This is a genomic window from Streptomyces sp. NPDC055078, assembly GCF_053607985.1.
The window spans coordinates 1-15784 of record NZ_JBSGUP010000127.1; the positions used below are offsets into that span (position 1 = coordinate 1).

Genomic DNA, 15784 nt, shown 5'->3' on the forward strand with positions numbered 1-15784 from the left:
GAGGGCGTGCGCGACGGCGCGGGCCCCTGCTGGGGCTCCGCCCCAGACCCGCGCCTCAAACGCCGGCGGGGCTGGATCTGCCAGCCCGTCCGGCGTTTGAGGACACGCCCCGCAGGGCGTGCCCGGCAGTGGGGGCCGTGCGGATCGGGTGCCAGAGTTCCTGGCCGGACTGGGGCTGGGTGCGCCAGAGGAGGCCGTCCGGGTGGTGGAGCACGGCGGTGATCTCGTCGGGGGTGGGGGGCTCGGAGTTCCCCCGGAGGTACACCGCGCGCATACCGAGGTTCCGCAGCCTGGTCAGGGCGCGGGCACGGTTCGCGGCAAGGACGAGAAAGCGGGCGGTGCCGCCGTCACCCAGCGGGCTGGGCAGGCTGAGAGCGACCACCACGCTTCCGTTCGGCAATCTGCTGAAACCTCCGCCGGGCATCCGGCACCACTCCCCCGTGAGACGGTCTGTCAATAACGGTCTGGCACCACGCACCTAAACACGATCGGCCGCCGCCCGCTAGAGGGCGACGGCCGATCAAGCTCTGACCTGCAATGATGCGATTTATTTGGTCGACGGACCAACCCTCACCGTGATCGTTTCGCCGCTCCTGGACTCACGCACGACGGAGATTTTGGTGTTGGTGTCAGTTACTTTCACCCCCGCCGTGGGGGTCTCGGGGTACCAGTAGACCCCCTTGCGGTCGTCGAAGACGGGGTTGCCCCGCTTCGCCTTGATCCGCGTCGGGGCGTCCGCCCGGTGCAGCGTGAGACCGTCGTACGGCCGCAGGCTGAAGGTCGAGTCGAAGGACTGGATCCGGCTGCGCATCAGCGTGCCGTCCGCCCACTTCAGCGGTGCCGGATTGGCGTCGATCGGGAGCACCTGGCCGTGTCCGGGGTGGACGCTGGTGTTGTTGTCCCGCTGGGAGGCGTCCCAGAGCCAGATCAGCAGACCGTTCTGGTAGGGGAAGTGCTCGACCCAGGAGTCCTTCGGCGCCTTGAAGCCGAAGTTGTACGGGCCGGTCCTGAGGGTCTTGTCGTACGACACGTACTGGCGGTTCTCGGCGATGTAGTACTGCTCGTACTCCTTGGTCACCGACTCGCCGATCCGGGAGAAGCCCTTCGCGGTCCAGCCCGCGTCGCCGCCCTCGGCGTTGTCGGTGAACAGCGGCGTGCCGTCCGCCTTGACCGTGAGCGCGTCCGCGGTGAAGCCCTTCTCGGCCGCGCCGCCGTCCGTGCGGTAGCGGAAGCGGACGTCGATCTTCTTGCCCGCGTACGCGTCCAGGGAGAAGGCGAGCTTGCGGTGGGCGCCGGACGCGCCGGTCAGCGCGGGCCGGTCGCTGGCGTCCCGGGTGATCGGCTTGCCGTCGGCGGTGCCGTCGACGGGCGTCCAGCTGGTGCCGCCGTCCGTGGAGACCTCGGTGTAGAGGTAGTCGTACCCCTTCTCGATCGCCCACCAGGCCGACAGTTCGAGGGAGGCCGACGCCTTGCCGGTGAGGTCCACCGGGCGGGACAGCGTGTTCTTGAGGTTGTCGCCCATGTCGCTCCACCACTGCCGGGAGCCCTCGGACGGCTTCACCACGGTCGTGGTGCCCGGCTTCTTCGGCAGTTCGACGACGAGCGCCTGCGGCCGGCGGGTGTTGTACGCGGCCACCCCCAGGGTGTGGGTGGACCTGGTCGCCGCCTTGGCCTTGGTGTAGTTGAGCCAGCCGAGCTGGAGCTTGTCCCAGGCGGTCATGTCACCGGGCAGGTCGCCGATGGAACCCTTGCCGGTGCCGAGCCAGGAACCCGAGGACATCAGGGTCCAGAAGCCGGTGGAGTTCTCGCCGCCGCCGGTGGTGTCGTAGTGGTCGGGCAGTCCGAGGTCGTGCCCGTACTCATGGGCGAGGACTCCGAGGCCGCCGTTCTCGGGCTGCATGGTGTAGTCGCCGACCCAGATGCCGGTGGTGCCGATCTGGGCGCCGCCCGCCTTGTTGGCCGCGGGACCGGTCTTGCCCGCGTCGGTGCCGTACGCGTACCAGCGGTGCGCCCACAGGGCGTTGGCGCCCTCGGCGCCGCCGCCCGCCGACTCGTCCTCGCCCGCGTGGACGATCTGGAAGTGGTCGATATAGCCGTCGGCCTCGTTGAAGTTGCCGTCCTCGTCGAAGTCGTAGCGGTCCCACTGGTCGTACGCGGCCAGGTCCGCCTTGATCTGCGCGTCGGTACGGCCCCGCTCCTTCTGGTCCGCGACCCAGGCGGTGACGCCGTCGCGGACGGTGTCCCAGACGTTGGCGCAGTTGGAGTCGCCGCAGTAGTTGGAACCGTAGCGGGCCTCGTTGTAGTCGACCTTGACCCAGTCGGAGACCGTGCCCTCGACCGAGTAGCGGCCCGATGACGTCTTCTCGTAGTAGGTCTTCAGGGACTGTTTCGGCTTGCCCGCGCTGTCCTTGCCCGAGCCGAAGTAGAGATCCTGGAAGTGGGCGCGGTTGTAGTCCGGCTGCCAGGCCGTGGAGTTGTCGGCGGCCCGGTCCGGCTCGGCTATCCGGTTGTGGAGCGGGCCCGGGGTGCCGCCGTACTTCCTGACCGGTGGCTCGGGGCCCTCGGGCCCGTCCGGGTCGTACATCGTGGTGTCGTCGACCTTGTCGCCGAACTCCACCAGGATCGTGAAGATCTTGTCGGTCTTCTCCCGGCCCAGCTCGACGTACTTGCGGTCGTCGAGCTTCACGACCCTGGACGCGCCGCGCTGCTGCACGGTCGCTTCCCCGGATATGACCTGTTCCAGCGCTGCCGCGCGCCGCTGTTCCTGCTGCTTGCTGAAGGGGCCGTCGAGGTCGTGCTCGGCATGGCCCTGTTGCGGCGCCGGGTCCTGGCGTTCGACGGCCGCCGGTGCCGGGGACCTCTGAACGTGCCCGGTACCGGCCTGGGCGGTGCTGAACGCCGAGGCCGCCGCGGTGGTCGCGGCGAGCGCGACAATCACCGCGGACGCTCTGATCGTCCGTCGCTTCGTGGTCACTTGATGGTGTCCTCCCCCGCGCGCCTTCGCTGCGGACTCTGTGGGGTTGTCCGAGGAGGTCGTCGCGCGTCACAAGTGACGGCATTCGACCGTAGTCGGAGAAGAAAAGACAGTCCTTGACTCGGCCAATCCAACTGCACTATGCAGACGTCGAGTTCCGATATCCGGACGGCGGACGGGCGGCGGGCGAGCCGCGAGCCGACGGCGGACGGGGCTGCGGACGGGGCGCGGCCCTGAGGCGATCCGACCCATGATCCGACCCGCGATCCGACAGCGGGCAGGCGATGGAGAGACGGTGGGCGGGCGCATGGAATCGGCCAGCTGGCTGGGCAAATGACTCTGTGCGCCCCCTATGCTCCGGCACCGTGTGTGAGGTCACGCTTACCGTGGTTCCGTGAGGGCATCCAGCCCCGTAGAGTCATATGTCAGTGCGACCGCGTTGAGAGACATCCCCCCGTTCATGTCCCGACATGCCCCCAGGACGGATACCGACATGCCGCGTCCGACTGCCGCACAGCTCGCCTCTGGTTCGGCGACCGTCATCTTCTCGGCCTTCGCCCTGCTCCTGTTCACCCGTACCACCAACGGCCTCGGGGTCGCCGCTGTCGGCGTGGCCTCGATGGCGCTCGGTCTGCTGGTCGCGACCGCCCTGCCGATGAGCCGGGCGGCGGCGCGGACCGTGCGGCGGCCGGTCCACGGCGGTCGGCCCGCTGCCCCGGTCGACGGGCTCACCGCCCGGGTGGCCGCGTCGCGCGAGCCCGCCGGGGTCGGCGAGCACTCCCGCCGCTGACACCCGTTCGCCGCGCCCGCGCCCGGTCCCGGTCCCGATCCCCTCATTGCTGAGCCATCACCACCACGGTCCTGCCCGCCTTGTCGTGCAGCCCCTGCTTGTACGGCTTGTCGGCCAGGATCGTGATGATGATGACGAGCCACCAGACGCAGAAGCAGCAGACGAGGGCGGGCACCCAGAGCACCGCCGCGCGCAGGAGTGCCGAGCGGGTGTCCGGGACGCTGCCGTCGTTGAGCATGGCGACCCTGATCTTCAGCAGCCGCTTGCCGATGGTCTGGCCGTTCTTCTTCACCATCAGGGTGTCGTAGCCGACGTAGGCGATGAGGGAGAGCAGCGACCAGACCCACTGTCTGCCGGTGTTCACCTGATTGGCGATGTCGTCCCAGTCGTCACCGCTGTCGGCGTTGACGTCCCAGCCGCCGAAGATCAGCGAGAGCAGGAACAGCGGGACGAAGACGATCAGCGCGTCGATGACCCGGGCCGCGAACCGCTTGCCGAAGTCGGCGAGCGGCGGCATGCCCGCGAGGGGGTCGGGACCGCCGCCATAGGGACTGCCGCCATAGGGCCCGCCGGGGGCGTTGGGGTCGTACGGGGGGATTCCCCCGGCGCTGCTGCCGTAGGGGCCGCCGCCCTGCCCGCCGGGGCCGTACGGGGAACCGGGCGGCGGTCCCTGCCCACCCCCTTCGCCCGGCGGGGTGGGTTCCTGTGGCCGCTTGCGGAAGGGGTCGTCGTCGGGGCCCCCCGGTCCGGAGGGTGGCGGCGGCTGATCGTTGCTCATGAGGGCAGTGCATCCCGGCTGCGGGGCCCCCGCAAAAGCTCGCGCGCCGTTCGGGGGACCCCCTTAGGGCCTCTCGTTTGGATCTTGCTGATGCCGGATCAGCCCGATGCCGTCTCAGCCGGCGGGTCCCGGACGCGGATTCAGCCCCCGGCGGCTGCGGCCGCCCGCCGCGATCTGCCGCCGCCGACTGCGGCCGCCCCGCCGGTCTCAGCCGCCGCCGGGGTTCAGCCTCGGGTGACGAAGGTGTGCGCGGCCTTGTCGTGCCAGCACTGCCGCCACGGCCGGTCGAACAGGCACCAGAGCACATTGACCACCCCGACCACGACGACGCCGAGGACCGAGTAGACCAGCCAGCGGCGCAGGGCCGCCCCGAAGGACGGGGGACCGTGCGACTCGATGTCCACCACGGTGAGCCCGCACAGCTTCTTGCCGAGCGTACGGCCCCACTTCGCGGTCGGCACCGTCTCGTACAGCACACCGAGGACCAGCAGGGCGCCGAGGACGATCGCGAGGTGGACGGCGGTGGTGCCGTCGACGAGCCAGACGGTGACCGTGGTGCCCGACTGCTTGGCCGCCTCGATCTTGTCGTCCACATGGGCGAGGGCCTTGGACACCACCGGTACGGCGACGGCCCCGACCAGCGCGCCGAGGACCAGGGTGTCGATCACCCGGGCGGCGAACCGCTTGCCGAGCGGCGCCGGGCGGGCCGCGGCGTGGGCCTGGGCCGCCTGGAGGAAGGGATCGTCGGCCGGGGGCTTCCACGGCACCACCGGCGGCTCACCGCCGCCCGCGTCACCCGGCTGCGCGAGCCGGTGCACCTGCTGCGCCCAGGACGCCGAACCGCCGCCGGGCCCGGCGGTGACGGGGTCCTGCGGGGACGCGTCGGGGGTACGGGGCTGCGCGGGGGGCGTCATGGACCTGACCACGAGGGCCTGGTCGGCCTCCGCCTCGGGCGGCGCGGCCGGGAGCGCGCCCGCCTGGTCGGGCCGTACGGGCCGGCCGGTGCCCTGGGCCCGGATGGCCATGGTGCCCTCCGCCGGAGGCCGCTGCCGGGCCGGAGACGGCACCCGGACCTGAGGCTGCGGCTGGGCGGCTGCCCGGGCCGGGGCCGGCGTCGCCGGGCGGACGCCGCCCGCGCCCTCCGCCGCCGGTTCGCCCCCCTCGCCGGGCGTACGCGGCCGTACGCCGGGCAGCGCCCCACCGGTCGGGTCAGGGCCCTGCACGGGCACCCTGGGATCGGGGGCGGTTCCCGGGACGCGGGGCTCCTGACCGCCCCACGAGACCCGGTTGTCCCGCTCCCCGCCGAAACCGGTCTGCCGCGAGGTGTTCGCCTGCCACGCGGTCGCCGGTTCCGGGCGCGACGGCTCGTCGGACGGCTCTTCGTCGAGGAAGACCGGCCCGGTCTCCTCCACCTGCGAAGGCGCGGGGCCGGCGGGGCTCGGGGCCGGGGGTGCGGGGGTCGGGGCCGGCGCGGCGGTACCGGATGTCTGACGGGACGTCTGCCCGGGCGTCGCGGGCATCGCCTCCCCCGACTTCGGCGCGGGCCTGCTCGTACCCGGCACCCAGGACGCGCCGTTCCAGTACCGGACATACCCCGGAATGCTCGGATCCGGATAGTAGCCGGGGGCCGGACTTCCGTCGCCGCCGGCCGGGGTTGGGGCGCTCATCACCGTGGTCCCGTATCTCCTAGAGAGCCTCAATTCAGGGCTCCACATCTATCAGACCCGCGCACACTCCCGGGCGAGTCCGGCGGTAACCGCCCCGATCCGGGGACGTTCCGCTTGTCCGGACTCGGCGGACGGGGTACCGGTCGGCCAACCGGCCGCGATCCGGTCGGCGCCCCGGCGCGCGGCTCTCGCCGACCGGGGCGGCCACGGCTCAGCCGGATTCGCAGGGCGGACCCGGGCGAGGGGTGGGCCCGTACGAGGGGGCGGGCCCGCCGATGCCGGGGCGGCGAGGCGGCGGGGCGGCGGGGCGGCGGGGCGGCGAGGCAACCCCGTACCGCCGCCGTGAGGTTGGCAGGTGAGCGCTTGTCGCGATAGTCATATGCCCCAGGTAGCACGGCCGTTCACTCGGGGGAGTCATGATGACACTGGCAGGCGAGTGGTATTCCAACTCCATCCTGTGGACCATCGTCGGGATCGGGGTGACCCTCGGGGTCGGCGTCCTGGCGGCCTGGGCCGCGCTGAAGGCGAACAACCCCAAGCTGCGGCTCGGCTACCGGATCAGCTCGACCACCAAACTGCTCGCCAACCACGCCTCGGCGGGCTCCGGCCTCGCCGTCACCCACAACGGCGTGGCGCTCACGGCCCCGCACGTCGCCGATGTGCAGCTGGTCAACGAGGGGCGCCGGGACATCGTCAGCGCCATGTTCCACAACGGCACCCCGGTGGAGCTGGACCTCGGCGAGCCCATCCTGGCTCTGCTCGATTCCAAGAGCTCGCTCGCGTCGGTGCCGCCGCCCGCCGCGTCCACCGCCGGCAACAAGGTGGTCATCGCCCCCGCGTATCTGCGCAGGGCGCAGCGGGTGACCTACTCCGTACTGCTCGACGGCCCGGTCACGGATGTGTCCCTGGTGGCCCAGATGGTCAATGTCGATGTACGCAAGTCCAGCGCCGACTCCGGGGCGACGGCGCTCACCTGGATGGTGGGGTGCGTGATCGCCCTGCTGATGCTCCTCGGCGCCCTGCTGGCGAGTGTGCTGCTGCCCATCGAGTTCATCGAGGGCCTCAAGGAGCGGATCGAGAAGTAGCCCGGCGGACCACCGGAAGCGGACACCGGAAAGCACGATGCCGGTCACAGAAAGTTATTGATGAAAGTCGCGTCATAACCGCGCGGCACCCCGCTCTCTCCTTGCAGAGCCCGGCCCCGGGCACGTACGGACGGCCCGTACGGACAAGGAAAGCGAGAAGCCCATGCACTCCGTCGTCGAACGCGAACTCGAACTCAAACTGGTGCTGTCGCCCGAGCGGAGCGTCCCCGTGCCCGCCCGGCTCACCTACCGCACGGACGACCCGTACGCCGTGCACATCACCTTCCACATCGCCTCCGAGCACCCCGTGAAGTGGACCTTCGCCCGTGAACTGCTCGTCGAGGGCGTGTTCCGGCCGTGCGGGCACGGGGATGTACGGATCTGGCCGACCAAGGTCGAGGGCAAGAGCGTGGTGCTGATGGCGCTCAGCTCACCCGACGGCGACGCGCTGCTGGAGGCGTCCGCCGCCGTGGTGTCGGCCTGGCTGGAGCGGACGCTGCGGGTGCTCCCCCCGGGCTCCGAGTACGGGCGGCTCGACCTGGACGACGGCCTCGCCGCCCTGCTCTCGCCCCGGGAGTCCGACGGTCTCTGGGCCCGGGGGCACCACCCGGCGGGCGGCAAGGAGGCCCCCGGGTCTCCAAGGTCCACCGAGTCGCCCAGGTCCACCAAGTCCACCAAATCCAAGTCGCCCAGGTCTCCCCTGTCCGCCGACGAGTCCCAGGACGGCGATGGCTGACGCCGGCCGCTCAGTCCGCGACGTAGGTGTGCGTGATGAACTCCAGGGAGTGGCCGTCCGGGTCGAGGATGTACACCCCACGGCCCCCGTAGTGGTGGTTGATCTGCTGGGGCCGGGTGGCGGCCGGGTCGGCCCAGTAGGGCAGTTCACGCTCCGTGATCCTGGCGAAGATGTCGTCGAACTCCTCCTCCGAGACCAGAAAGGCGAGGTGCTGCGAGACGATGTCGCCCTCCGCGTCGAGATAGTCGAGGGTGACGCCTCCCGCCAGGGGCAGGGCCGCGAACGGCCCGAACGGCTTGGGCTCCGGCTCGCCGATCAGTCCGGCGAGGAAGCGGGCCCCGGCGAATCGGTCGCGGCTGTGGACGATGGTGTGGTCGAGTCGTGCCGGCACGGCTCCTCCTTCATCGGTGTCGCCTGTATCCGTGCTTCCACCGTAGAAGGGGTGGCCGTGCCCGGACCATCGGGCCTTGGCCGTAGGGCGCGGGGACCAGCCGTCGTTCCGCCTTCGGGACGAGGGGCAATCGAGCCGCGTGTCTCAGAACAGCTTGCCCGGGTTGAGGATGCCCAGCGGATCGAAGGTCTGCTTGATACCCCGCTGCAACTCCAGTCCCACCGGCCCGAGTTCGCGCGCCAGCCACTCCTTCTTCAGTACGCCCACCCCGTGCTCGCCGGTGATCGTGCCGCCGAGTTCCAGACCGAGCGCCATGATCGCGTCGAACGACTCCCGGGCACGCCGGGACTCGTCCGGGTCGGCGTGGTCGAAGCAGACAACGGGGTGGGTGTTGCCGTCACCGGCGTGGGCACAGACGCCGATGGTGAGGTCGTACCGCTCCGCGATCGCTGCCGTGCCGTCGATCATCGCGCCGAGCTTCGAACGCGGTACGCAGACATCGTCGATCATCGTGGCGGATCTGACGGTCTCCAGCGCGGGCAGCGACATCCGGCGTGCCTGGAGGAGGAGTTCGGACTCGGCGGCGTCGTCGGCGGGGACGACCTCGGTGGCGCCCGCGGCGACGCACAGCTCACCGACCGCCGCGAGGTCGGCCGCCGGGTCGGGGGTGTCGAACGCGGCGAGCAGCAGGGCCTCGGTCGTCTCCGGGAGGCCCATGTTCGCCATGGCGTTGACGGCTCGTACGGTCGTCCGGTCCATCAGCTCCAGCAGTGACGGTGTGTGACCGCGCTCCATGATCGCGCAGACGGCGTCGCACGCGGCCGACGCCGAGCCGAACTCCGCCGCCAGTACCAGTTGCGCGGGCGGCTTCGGCCGCAGCCCCAGGATCGCCTTGACGACGATGCCGAGGCTGCCCTCGGAGCCGACGAACAGCCGGGTCAGGTCATAGCCCGCGACACCCTTGGCGGTGCGGCGGCCGGTGGAGAGCAGTCTGCCGTCGGCGAGGACGACCTCCAGACCGAGGACGTACTCGGCCGTCACCCCGTACTTGACACAGCACAGCCCGCCGGACGCGGTGCCGATGTTCCCGCCGATGGTGCAGGACTCCCAGCTGGAGGGGTCCGGCGGATAGTAGAGACCCAGCTCACCGACCGCACGGGACAGATCGGCGTTGACCACTCCCGGTTCGACGACGGCGATCCGGTCGACCGGGCTGATCTCCAGGATGCGGTCCATCTTCGTCAGCGACAGCACCACACAGCCGTCGGACGCGTTGGCCGCGCCGGACAGCCCGGTCCGGGCGCCCTGCGGGACGACGGGCACGCGCAGCTCCGTCGCGGTGCGCATCACCTGCTGGACCTGCTCGACCGTACGCGGCATGACGACCACGGCGGGGGTGCCGGCATCGCAGAAGCTCGCCATGTCACGGCTGTAGGAGGCCATGACATCGGGATCGGTGATCAGGGCTTCGGCGGGCAGGTCGGCGCGCAGGCGTTCGAGGAGATCGTTCACGTTCATGATCCGAGCGTCGCACCCGGGGGCCATCGGTGTGAACCCGGCCCCCTTCCACCGCGCGGGTCGGTTGAGCATTCTTCGTATGGACTGCCCGCTGGCGCACAGTGAGCGCCATGAACAGCGAACACCTGAAGAACGCCGTGGTCGGCACGCTGGTCGCCGCGACGCTGGTCAGTGGGGTGATCGTGCTCCTACCCGGCGGCGAGCGCGGTCAGCGGCCGACGCCGGGTCCGGCCGCGCGGGCGCGGGCCGCCACGACGGCGGGCGCCCCGGCGGCCCTCACCGATCTGACCGCGCTGATCACCGACCGGGAGCGCTGGCTGCGGGCCCACCCCCGGGACGAGGAGTCATGGGCGGTGCTGGGGACGGCGTACGCCGAGCGGGGCGCGCGGCTGGCGGAGTGGACGGCCTTCCCTAAGGCGGAGGGCGCGCTGCGGCGCTCGCTCGCCGTCCTTCCGGCGGACCGGGGCAACACGGAGGCGCTGCTCGGGCTCGCGGCGCTCGCGGGCGCGCGCCAGGACCACACCGCCACCCGCGACTGGGCTCGGCGGGCCCAGCAGCAGCGGCCGAGGCGGTGGGCGGTGTATCCCGCGCTGATCGACGCGTACGGCGGTCTCGGTGATCACCAGGCCGCGGGCAAGGCGTTCGACAAGCTGACAGCGCTGTACGAGGGGCCACGGTCGCGCACCCTGGCCGCCCGCTTCTACCGCGACCGGGGCTGGCGCGAGGACGCGGCGGCGAACGCGTACGACGCGGTCGCCGGCGCCGAGGGCCCCGCCGAGAAGGCCGCGGCCCTGCACCGGCTCGGCGAGCTGGCCTGGGAGCGCGGCGAGCCGCAGGAGGCGATCGACAGCTACGGCCCGGCGCTGGCACTGGACCCCGGCCTCCACCCCGCGCTGGTGTCCCGTGGGCGGGCGCTCGCCGCTCTGGGGCGCCCGGACGAGGCACTGCGCGACTACCAGGCGGCGCTGACCAGGAGTCCGCTGCCCGAATACGCCCTGGAGACGGGCGAGTTGTACGAGTCGCTGGGGCTGAACGGGGACGCCGTCACCCAGTACGCGCTGCTGCGTTCGACGGCCGAGAAGGCCGCGGCGGGCGGGGTCAAGGTGGACCTGGTCCTCGGCCGGTACGAATCCGACCACGGTGACCCGGCGGGCGCGGTCCGGCGGCTGCGCGGCGTATGGGAAGGGGGCGTGCGCGGCAACGACACGGCGGACGCGCTGGGGTGGGCGCTGTTCCGGTCGGGCCGGGTGAAGGAGGCCCTCCCGTACGCCGTACGCGCCACGAAGGAGGGGCGGCGCGACCCCCTGTTCCTCTACCACCGGGGCGAGATCGAGCGGGCGCTGCGGCTGTACGGTGCGGCCCGCCGCCATCTCGCGCAGGCGCTGCGGATCAACCCGTACTTCTCACCCCTCCTGGCGCCTGCGGCGCGCGAAGCCCTGGAGGCGCTCGGCGAGCCACCGGCGGGCGGGCCGCGCAGGATGACGGAGCGGGACGGGGGTGGCACGGAGGCCGAACGCGACGACCGCGACGACGAGGCGCCGGCCCGCCCCGCGCGCCCGGCCCCGGCCGCGTCACCGTCACCTTCCCCCTCCCCTTCCCCCTCCCCCTCCCCTTCCCCCTCCCCCTCCCCGTCACCGTCACCGTCACCGTCACCGTCCGGCGGTACGGGGGGTACGGGCCGCGCCGGGAACTCCGGGGGTACGGGGAGCCCGGGCGGCAGCGGGACGGGGAAGCCCGTGGGTGTCTGACCGGCTGCCGCCCGGCGGACCGCCGGGCCCCCGGGGTCAGCGCAGGGTCGCGTAGACGATGAGGTTGTCCACCGGGTGGCCCTGGGCGTCGAAACCGCCGTCGCAGGTGATCAGCCGCAGTTCACGGCCGTTCGTGCCGCCGTAGACCTTCTGGGTCGGGAACGCGTTCTTCTTCACCGTCTCGGTGCCGGTGACGGCGAAGCGCGCGGTCTTTCCGGCGGAGTTGCGGACAGCGATCTCCGCGCCCTTGCCGATCTTCTTCAGATCGTGGAAGACCGCCTTGCCGAACCTGGTGGCGTTGTGACCGATGATCACGGACGCCCCGGGCTCACCGGGCACGGCGGCGCCGGAGTACCACCCGGCCGTCATGCCCTTCTCCGGGGGCGGGACCTCGACGGTCCGGTCCTTGTTCAGGCCGAGCCGCATCAGCGAACTGGTCACCCCGATGGAGGGGATGCTCACCTGGACGGGGGCCGGGGCGGACCCCTTCCCCGCCCCGGCCGCCTTGCCGTCCCCCGGTGCGGGGGCGCCATCGGTCGCGGAGGGCGGCGCTTCGGCGGACCGGTTCGCGTCCGCGCGGGTGCTGGTGCCGGTGCTGGTACCGGTGTCGCCGGAACAGCCGGTGGCGGCGGTCGCGGCCATGGCGAGGGCCAGAACGACCAGGGCCCCCCGGTGGCGGCGGTACCGGCCTGGCCCGCAGCGCTGATGGTTCTGGCTGTACGGGTGGTTCTGGTGGTTCTGTTTGTGTCGGCGGTGCTGGTGGTTCTGGTGGTTCTGGTTGTGCGTACGAGTCATCTGGGCTCCAGGGTCGGGCGGCTGGCCGCGGTGGCACCGCGCGGAGGGTTGCTGCCGGTGCCACCGCGGCGCTGGATTCGGCCGCCCCGCCGTGGTGGGCCGGCCGTGATCGGGTGTTGCGCGCCGGCTCGGTACACCGAGCACGGCGCGGCGGCCGACGACGGACATCGGCCTCCACCCGTCCGCGGCGCGCGCACGCGTAACGGGTCAGGCGTCAGCCACCGGGCATCGGCCGCCGGGGATCAGGCGTGGTGCCGCACGGCCGCGCGGCGGCGGATCACGACGGTGCCCACGCCCGCGAGGAGCGCGAAACCGGCGGCCGAGCCGACGACGGCGGCGGTGTTGCCGGTGCCGGCCGTGCTGCCTTCGGTGGGCCGCTCACCGGCGGCGACACCGCCGCGCGGGACGGCAGCGTCACCGAGCCGTACGACCTTCGCGGCACGCTCCCGGGCGGGGGACGGCTTGTCACCGGCGGCGACACCGCCGCGCGGTATCACCCGGACGCCCTCGCCGGAGCCGCGTGCGAGATCGGCGCGCTCCTTGACGACGCCGTCCGAGGGCTTGGCACCGCCGTCGCTCGGGGAGACGGTCTTCCGCTCCACGCGAGGCGGGACGGGCGTGGGCGAGGACTCGGCGAACGCTCCGGCCGCCGGGACGATCGCCGCGCCGACCGCGGCGGTGGCGACGAAGAGGGCACGCAGGGACAGACGGTGGGACATAGGGACGGCTCCATTCCAACTGGGTCTCGGTGGTACCGGGACGGGGCGCCGTCGCGCTGGGGCGTGCGTCCCGGCATGAGAGCCAGGCTGGACCGGAGTTATGAAGAACCTGTCAGATCGCTGTGGTGCCGGTATCAGGGCGGATCCACCGGTGTTTCGGCGAGGGTTCGGGCGGGGGTTTCGGCGGGTGTTACGGCAGCGTGCCCGGCGGGTGTTACGGCAGAGGGTTCGGCGGGTGTTCCGGCAGGGCGCCCGGCGGGGGTGCCCGCCGGTGCCTTCGGGCCGGCCGGGAGCCGGAGGGTGAAGACGGACCCCTCCCCCACGGTGCTGCGCGCCTGGGCCGAACCGCCGTGGGCCTCCGCCAGTTTGCGGACGATCGCCAGCCCCAGGCCGCTGCCTCCGGTGCGGCGGTTACGGGACTTCTCGGCCCGCCAGAAACGGTCGAAGACATGGGGCAGGTCGCCGGCCGCGATACCGGCGCCGGTGTCGGCGACCTCCACCGCCAGTCCGTCCCCGGCCGTGGATGAGCGCGCCCGCAGGGTGACCGTGCCGCCGCGCGGGGTGTGGCGTACGGCGTTGGAGACCAGATTGCCCACGGCCTGCCGCAGCCGGACCGGATCGGCCGTCAGGACGGGCACCCCGGCGGGGACGGACACCCCCAGGGTCACGCCCGCTGTCTCCGCCCTGGCCTGGTGGGCGGCGGCGACCTGGCCGAGCAGTTCCTCGATACGGACCGGCTCGGGGTGCAGCCTCAACGCCCCGGCGTCCGCCTCCGCCAGGTCCTGGAGGTCGTCGATGATGTGCTGGAGCTGCACCGCCTCCTCCAGCAGGGAGGAGACGAACGCGGGGTCGGGTTCGGCGAGGCCGTCCTGCGCCGCCTCCAGCCAGCCGCGGATATTGCTCAGCGGGGTGCGCAGTTCGTGGGCGACATCGCTGACCATGGCCCGGCGCTGGGACTCCAGCCGGGCGCGGTGGGCGGTCATGTCGTTGAACGCGGCGGCCAGCCGGCCGATCTCGTTGTCGGTGGTGACCGGTACGGGCGCGGTGGGCTCGCCGTCCTTCATCCGCTGTGCCGCACCGGTGAGCGCGCGCAGCGGACGTACGAGCCGGGTGGCGGCGAGCAGGGACGCGCCGACGGTGAGGGCGAGCACGAGTGCGGCGACTCCGGCGATGCGTGCGGTGTTCGCCGGGGAGAGGTCGAAGCCGGGGTCGGTGGTCCCGTCGCCGATGAACAGCAGCGCGGGCGCGGAGACGTACGCGCTGAGCTGCTCCTTGCGGGCGCTGTCCACGCAGGACGCCACGGCCCGGTCGTCGACCCGGTCGCGGGAGCCGGGGCCGGTGCCGGAGCCGGTGCCAGCACCGGGGCGGACCGTTGCCTCGGGGGAGACGCGGGGCTCGGAGAGGTCGGCCGGGAGGGGTACCCGGACGACTCCGCGGGGCACCTCGGCGGTCGCCTCCCTGCCCGTGGGCCGCCAGGACAGATCCAGTCCCAGCCGTACACCCTTACGGCCCTGCCGCTTCAGACAGGCGTCGGAGAGCTTGTTGAGGGCGGCGAGGGCCTTGGCCTCCGTCGCCGTGGGCTTTTCCAGGCTTGCGAGCGAACAGCGGGTGTCCTCGACGCTGTCGTCGTCATTGCCCACGATCCGCAGGCGGGGTCGTCCGCTGGGGGTGTCGTTGTCGATGTCCGCCGTCACTCCCCATTCCCGCAGACAGCTCTGGGCCCGGGCGGCGAGCCCGCGCAGCCGCGCGCGTTCGGCCGCGGGCAGCAGGAACGGGCCGACGGCGCGCGGGTCGATGTCATCGGCCGTGTCGCCGCCGTCCCGCTGCTGTACGGCGGGGGCGAGGGCGGTCTCCGAGGAGAGGGGATCGACGACGGCCGAGGCGTGGGAGGGCAGGGCGGGCGGCGCGGGCCCGGTGGCGGAGTCCGCGATGGGCCGTCCGTCCGAGGTGGTCAGCGCGATCCGGCGGCCGTCCTCGCGGGCGAGTTCACCGACGGTCCGCTGGACGCCGTCCCACTGTGGGTGGGTGGCGGCATAGCCGCGCAGGGCTTCGTAGATCCGGGCGTCGTCGGCGAGGGTCTGCCCCTGCTCCTGCTTGATCGCGCCGGACGTGGTCTGTACGGCGAGCCATGCCGTGGCCGCGACCGAGCAGGCGGCCACCAGCGCGGAGACGGCGAGCAGCCGCCCCAGCAGGCTCTTGCGCAGGGGCAGCCGTCTGCCGCCGCCGCGCGCGTCAGTGTCCCGGAGCGTCCCCGCGTCACCGTCCCGGGGTCCGCCGCGCGCGTCAGCGTCCCGGGGCTCGCGGGGCGCCCCCGCGTCACCGTCCCGGGGCGCCCTACGACCCCGCATGGCCGGCCTTCTTGGCGGGGTCGGCGAGCTTGTAGCCCACCCCGAAGACCGTGAGAAGCCGGGCCGGGCGCCTCGGCTCGGGCTCGATCTTCTTGCGGAGGTTCATGATGTGGACGTCCACGGTCCGGTCGCCGATATAGCGGGTGAAGCCGTGGAGTTCCGCCAGGAGCCGCTGCCTGCTGAAGACCCGGCCCGGCTCCGCCGCCATCGCCGCGAGGATGCGGAACTCCCCGGG

At 72.4% G+C, this 15784-nt stretch carries 13 protein-coding genes and 1 pseudogene; 4 read left to right on the top strand and 10 right to left on the bottom strand.

What is annotated here, in order from left to right; all coding sequences use genetic code 11:
- Positions 1-55: 55 nt before the first annotated feature.
- Both ACWF94_RS13915 and ACWF94_RS13920 read right to left on the bottom strand, forming a co-directional pair.
- Positions 56-424, bottom strand: a complete 369-nt coding sequence (locus ACWF94_RS13915; RefSeq protein WP_453487573.1) for a hypothetical protein — start codon at positions 422-424, stop codon at positions 56-58.
- Between the two features lie 123 nt (positions 425-547).
- Positions 548-2974, bottom strand: a complete 2427-nt coding sequence (locus ACWF94_RS13920) for an immune inhibitor A domain-containing protein (protein WP_453487574.1) — start codon at positions 2972-2974, stop codon at positions 548-550.
- A gap of 493 nt (positions 2975-3467) precedes the next feature.
- On the opposite strand from ACWF94_RS13920, the gene ACWF94_RS13925 reads away from it, so the two are divergent.
- Positions 3468-3764 carry a hypothetical protein gene (locus tag ACWF94_RS13925; protein ID WP_453487575.1) on the top strand — a complete coding sequence of 99 codons (297 nt, stop codon included), beginning with the start codon at positions 3468-3470 and terminating at the stop codon, positions 3762-3764.
- A gap of 43 nt (positions 3765-3807) precedes the next feature.
- Here the strand turns inward: ACWF94_RS13925 and ACWF94_RS13930 are convergent, their stop codons facing one another.
- Positions 3808-4542: an RDD family protein gene (locus tag ACWF94_RS13930; protein ID WP_453487576.1), complete on the bottom strand. Its 735-nt coding sequence runs from the start codon at positions 4540-4542 to the stop codon at positions 3808-3810.
- Between the two features lie 224 nt (positions 4543-4766).
- A complete protein-coding gene (locus ACWF94_RS13935; RefSeq protein WP_453487577.1) occupies positions 4767-6209 on the bottom strand; it encodes an RDD family protein in 1443 nt (480 codons plus the stop codon).
- Positions 6210-6625: 416 nt separating this feature from the next.
- Here ACWF94_RS13935 and ACWF94_RS13940 point away from each other — a divergent pair, with 416 nt between their 5' ends.
- Positions 6626-7294 (top strand): hypothetical protein, encoded by a 669-nt coding sequence (locus ACWF94_RS13940; protein ID WP_453487578.1) that lies wholly within the window; start codon positions 6626-6628, stop codon positions 7292-7294.
- Between the two features lie 163 nt (positions 7295-7457).
- Positions 7458-7907: pseudogene (locus ACWF94_RS13945) on the top strand (SsgA family sporulation/cell division regulator); the annotation flags it as partial.
- Positions 7908-8040: 133 nt separating this feature from the next.
- Here the strand turns inward: ACWF94_RS13945 and ACWF94_RS13950 are convergent.
- Both ACWF94_RS13950 and ACWF94_RS13955 read right to left on the bottom strand, forming a co-directional pair.
- Positions 8041-8421, bottom strand: a complete 381-nt coding sequence (locus ACWF94_RS13950) for a VOC family protein (protein ID WP_453487579.1) — start codon at positions 8419-8421, stop codon at positions 8041-8043.
- Between the two features lie 144 nt (positions 8422-8565).
- Positions 8566-9933 (bottom strand): FAD-binding oxidoreductase, encoded by a 1368-nt coding sequence (locus ACWF94_RS13955; RefSeq protein ID WP_453487584.1) that lies wholly within the window; start codon positions 9931-9933, stop codon positions 8566-8568.
- Between the two features lie 116 nt (positions 9934-10049).
- Here ACWF94_RS13955 and ACWF94_RS13960 point away from each other — a divergent pair, with 116 nt between their 5' ends.
- Positions 10050-11687 (top strand): tetratricopeptide repeat protein, encoded by a 1638-nt coding sequence (locus ACWF94_RS13960; RefSeq protein ID WP_453487580.1) that lies wholly within the window; start codon positions 10050-10052, stop codon positions 11685-11687.
- Between the two features lie 36 nt (positions 11688-11723).
- Here ACWF94_RS13960 and ACWF94_RS13965 read toward each other — a convergent pair whose 3' ends face one another.
- The 4 genes from ACWF94_RS13965 to ACWF94_RS13980 all read right to left on the bottom strand — a co-directional run.
- The gene (locus tag ACWF94_RS13965; RefSeq protein WP_453487585.1) at positions 11724-12329 is read right to left on the bottom strand and encodes a class F sortase; all 606 of its coding nucleotides are present in this window, start codon (positions 12327-12329) and stop codon (positions 11724-11726) included.
- 395 nt (positions 12330-12724) lie between these two features.
- Positions 12725-13201 (bottom strand): hypothetical protein, encoded by a 477-nt coding sequence (locus ACWF94_RS13970; RefSeq protein ID WP_453487581.1) that lies wholly within the window; start codon positions 13199-13201, stop codon positions 12725-12727.
- Between the two features lie 134 nt (positions 13202-13335).
- Positions 13336-15549, bottom strand: coding sequence for a sensor histidine kinase (locus tag ACWF94_RS13975; RefSeq protein ID WP_453487582.1), 2214 nt, complete (start codon positions 15547-15549; stop codon positions 13336-13338).
- Positions 15536-15784 (bottom strand): winged helix-turn-helix domain-containing protein (locus tag ACWF94_RS13980; RefSeq protein WP_453487583.1); only part of this gene is annotated, 249 nt, incomplete at its 5' end. The genes ACWF94_RS13975 and ACWF94_RS13980, both read right to left, overlap by 14 nt.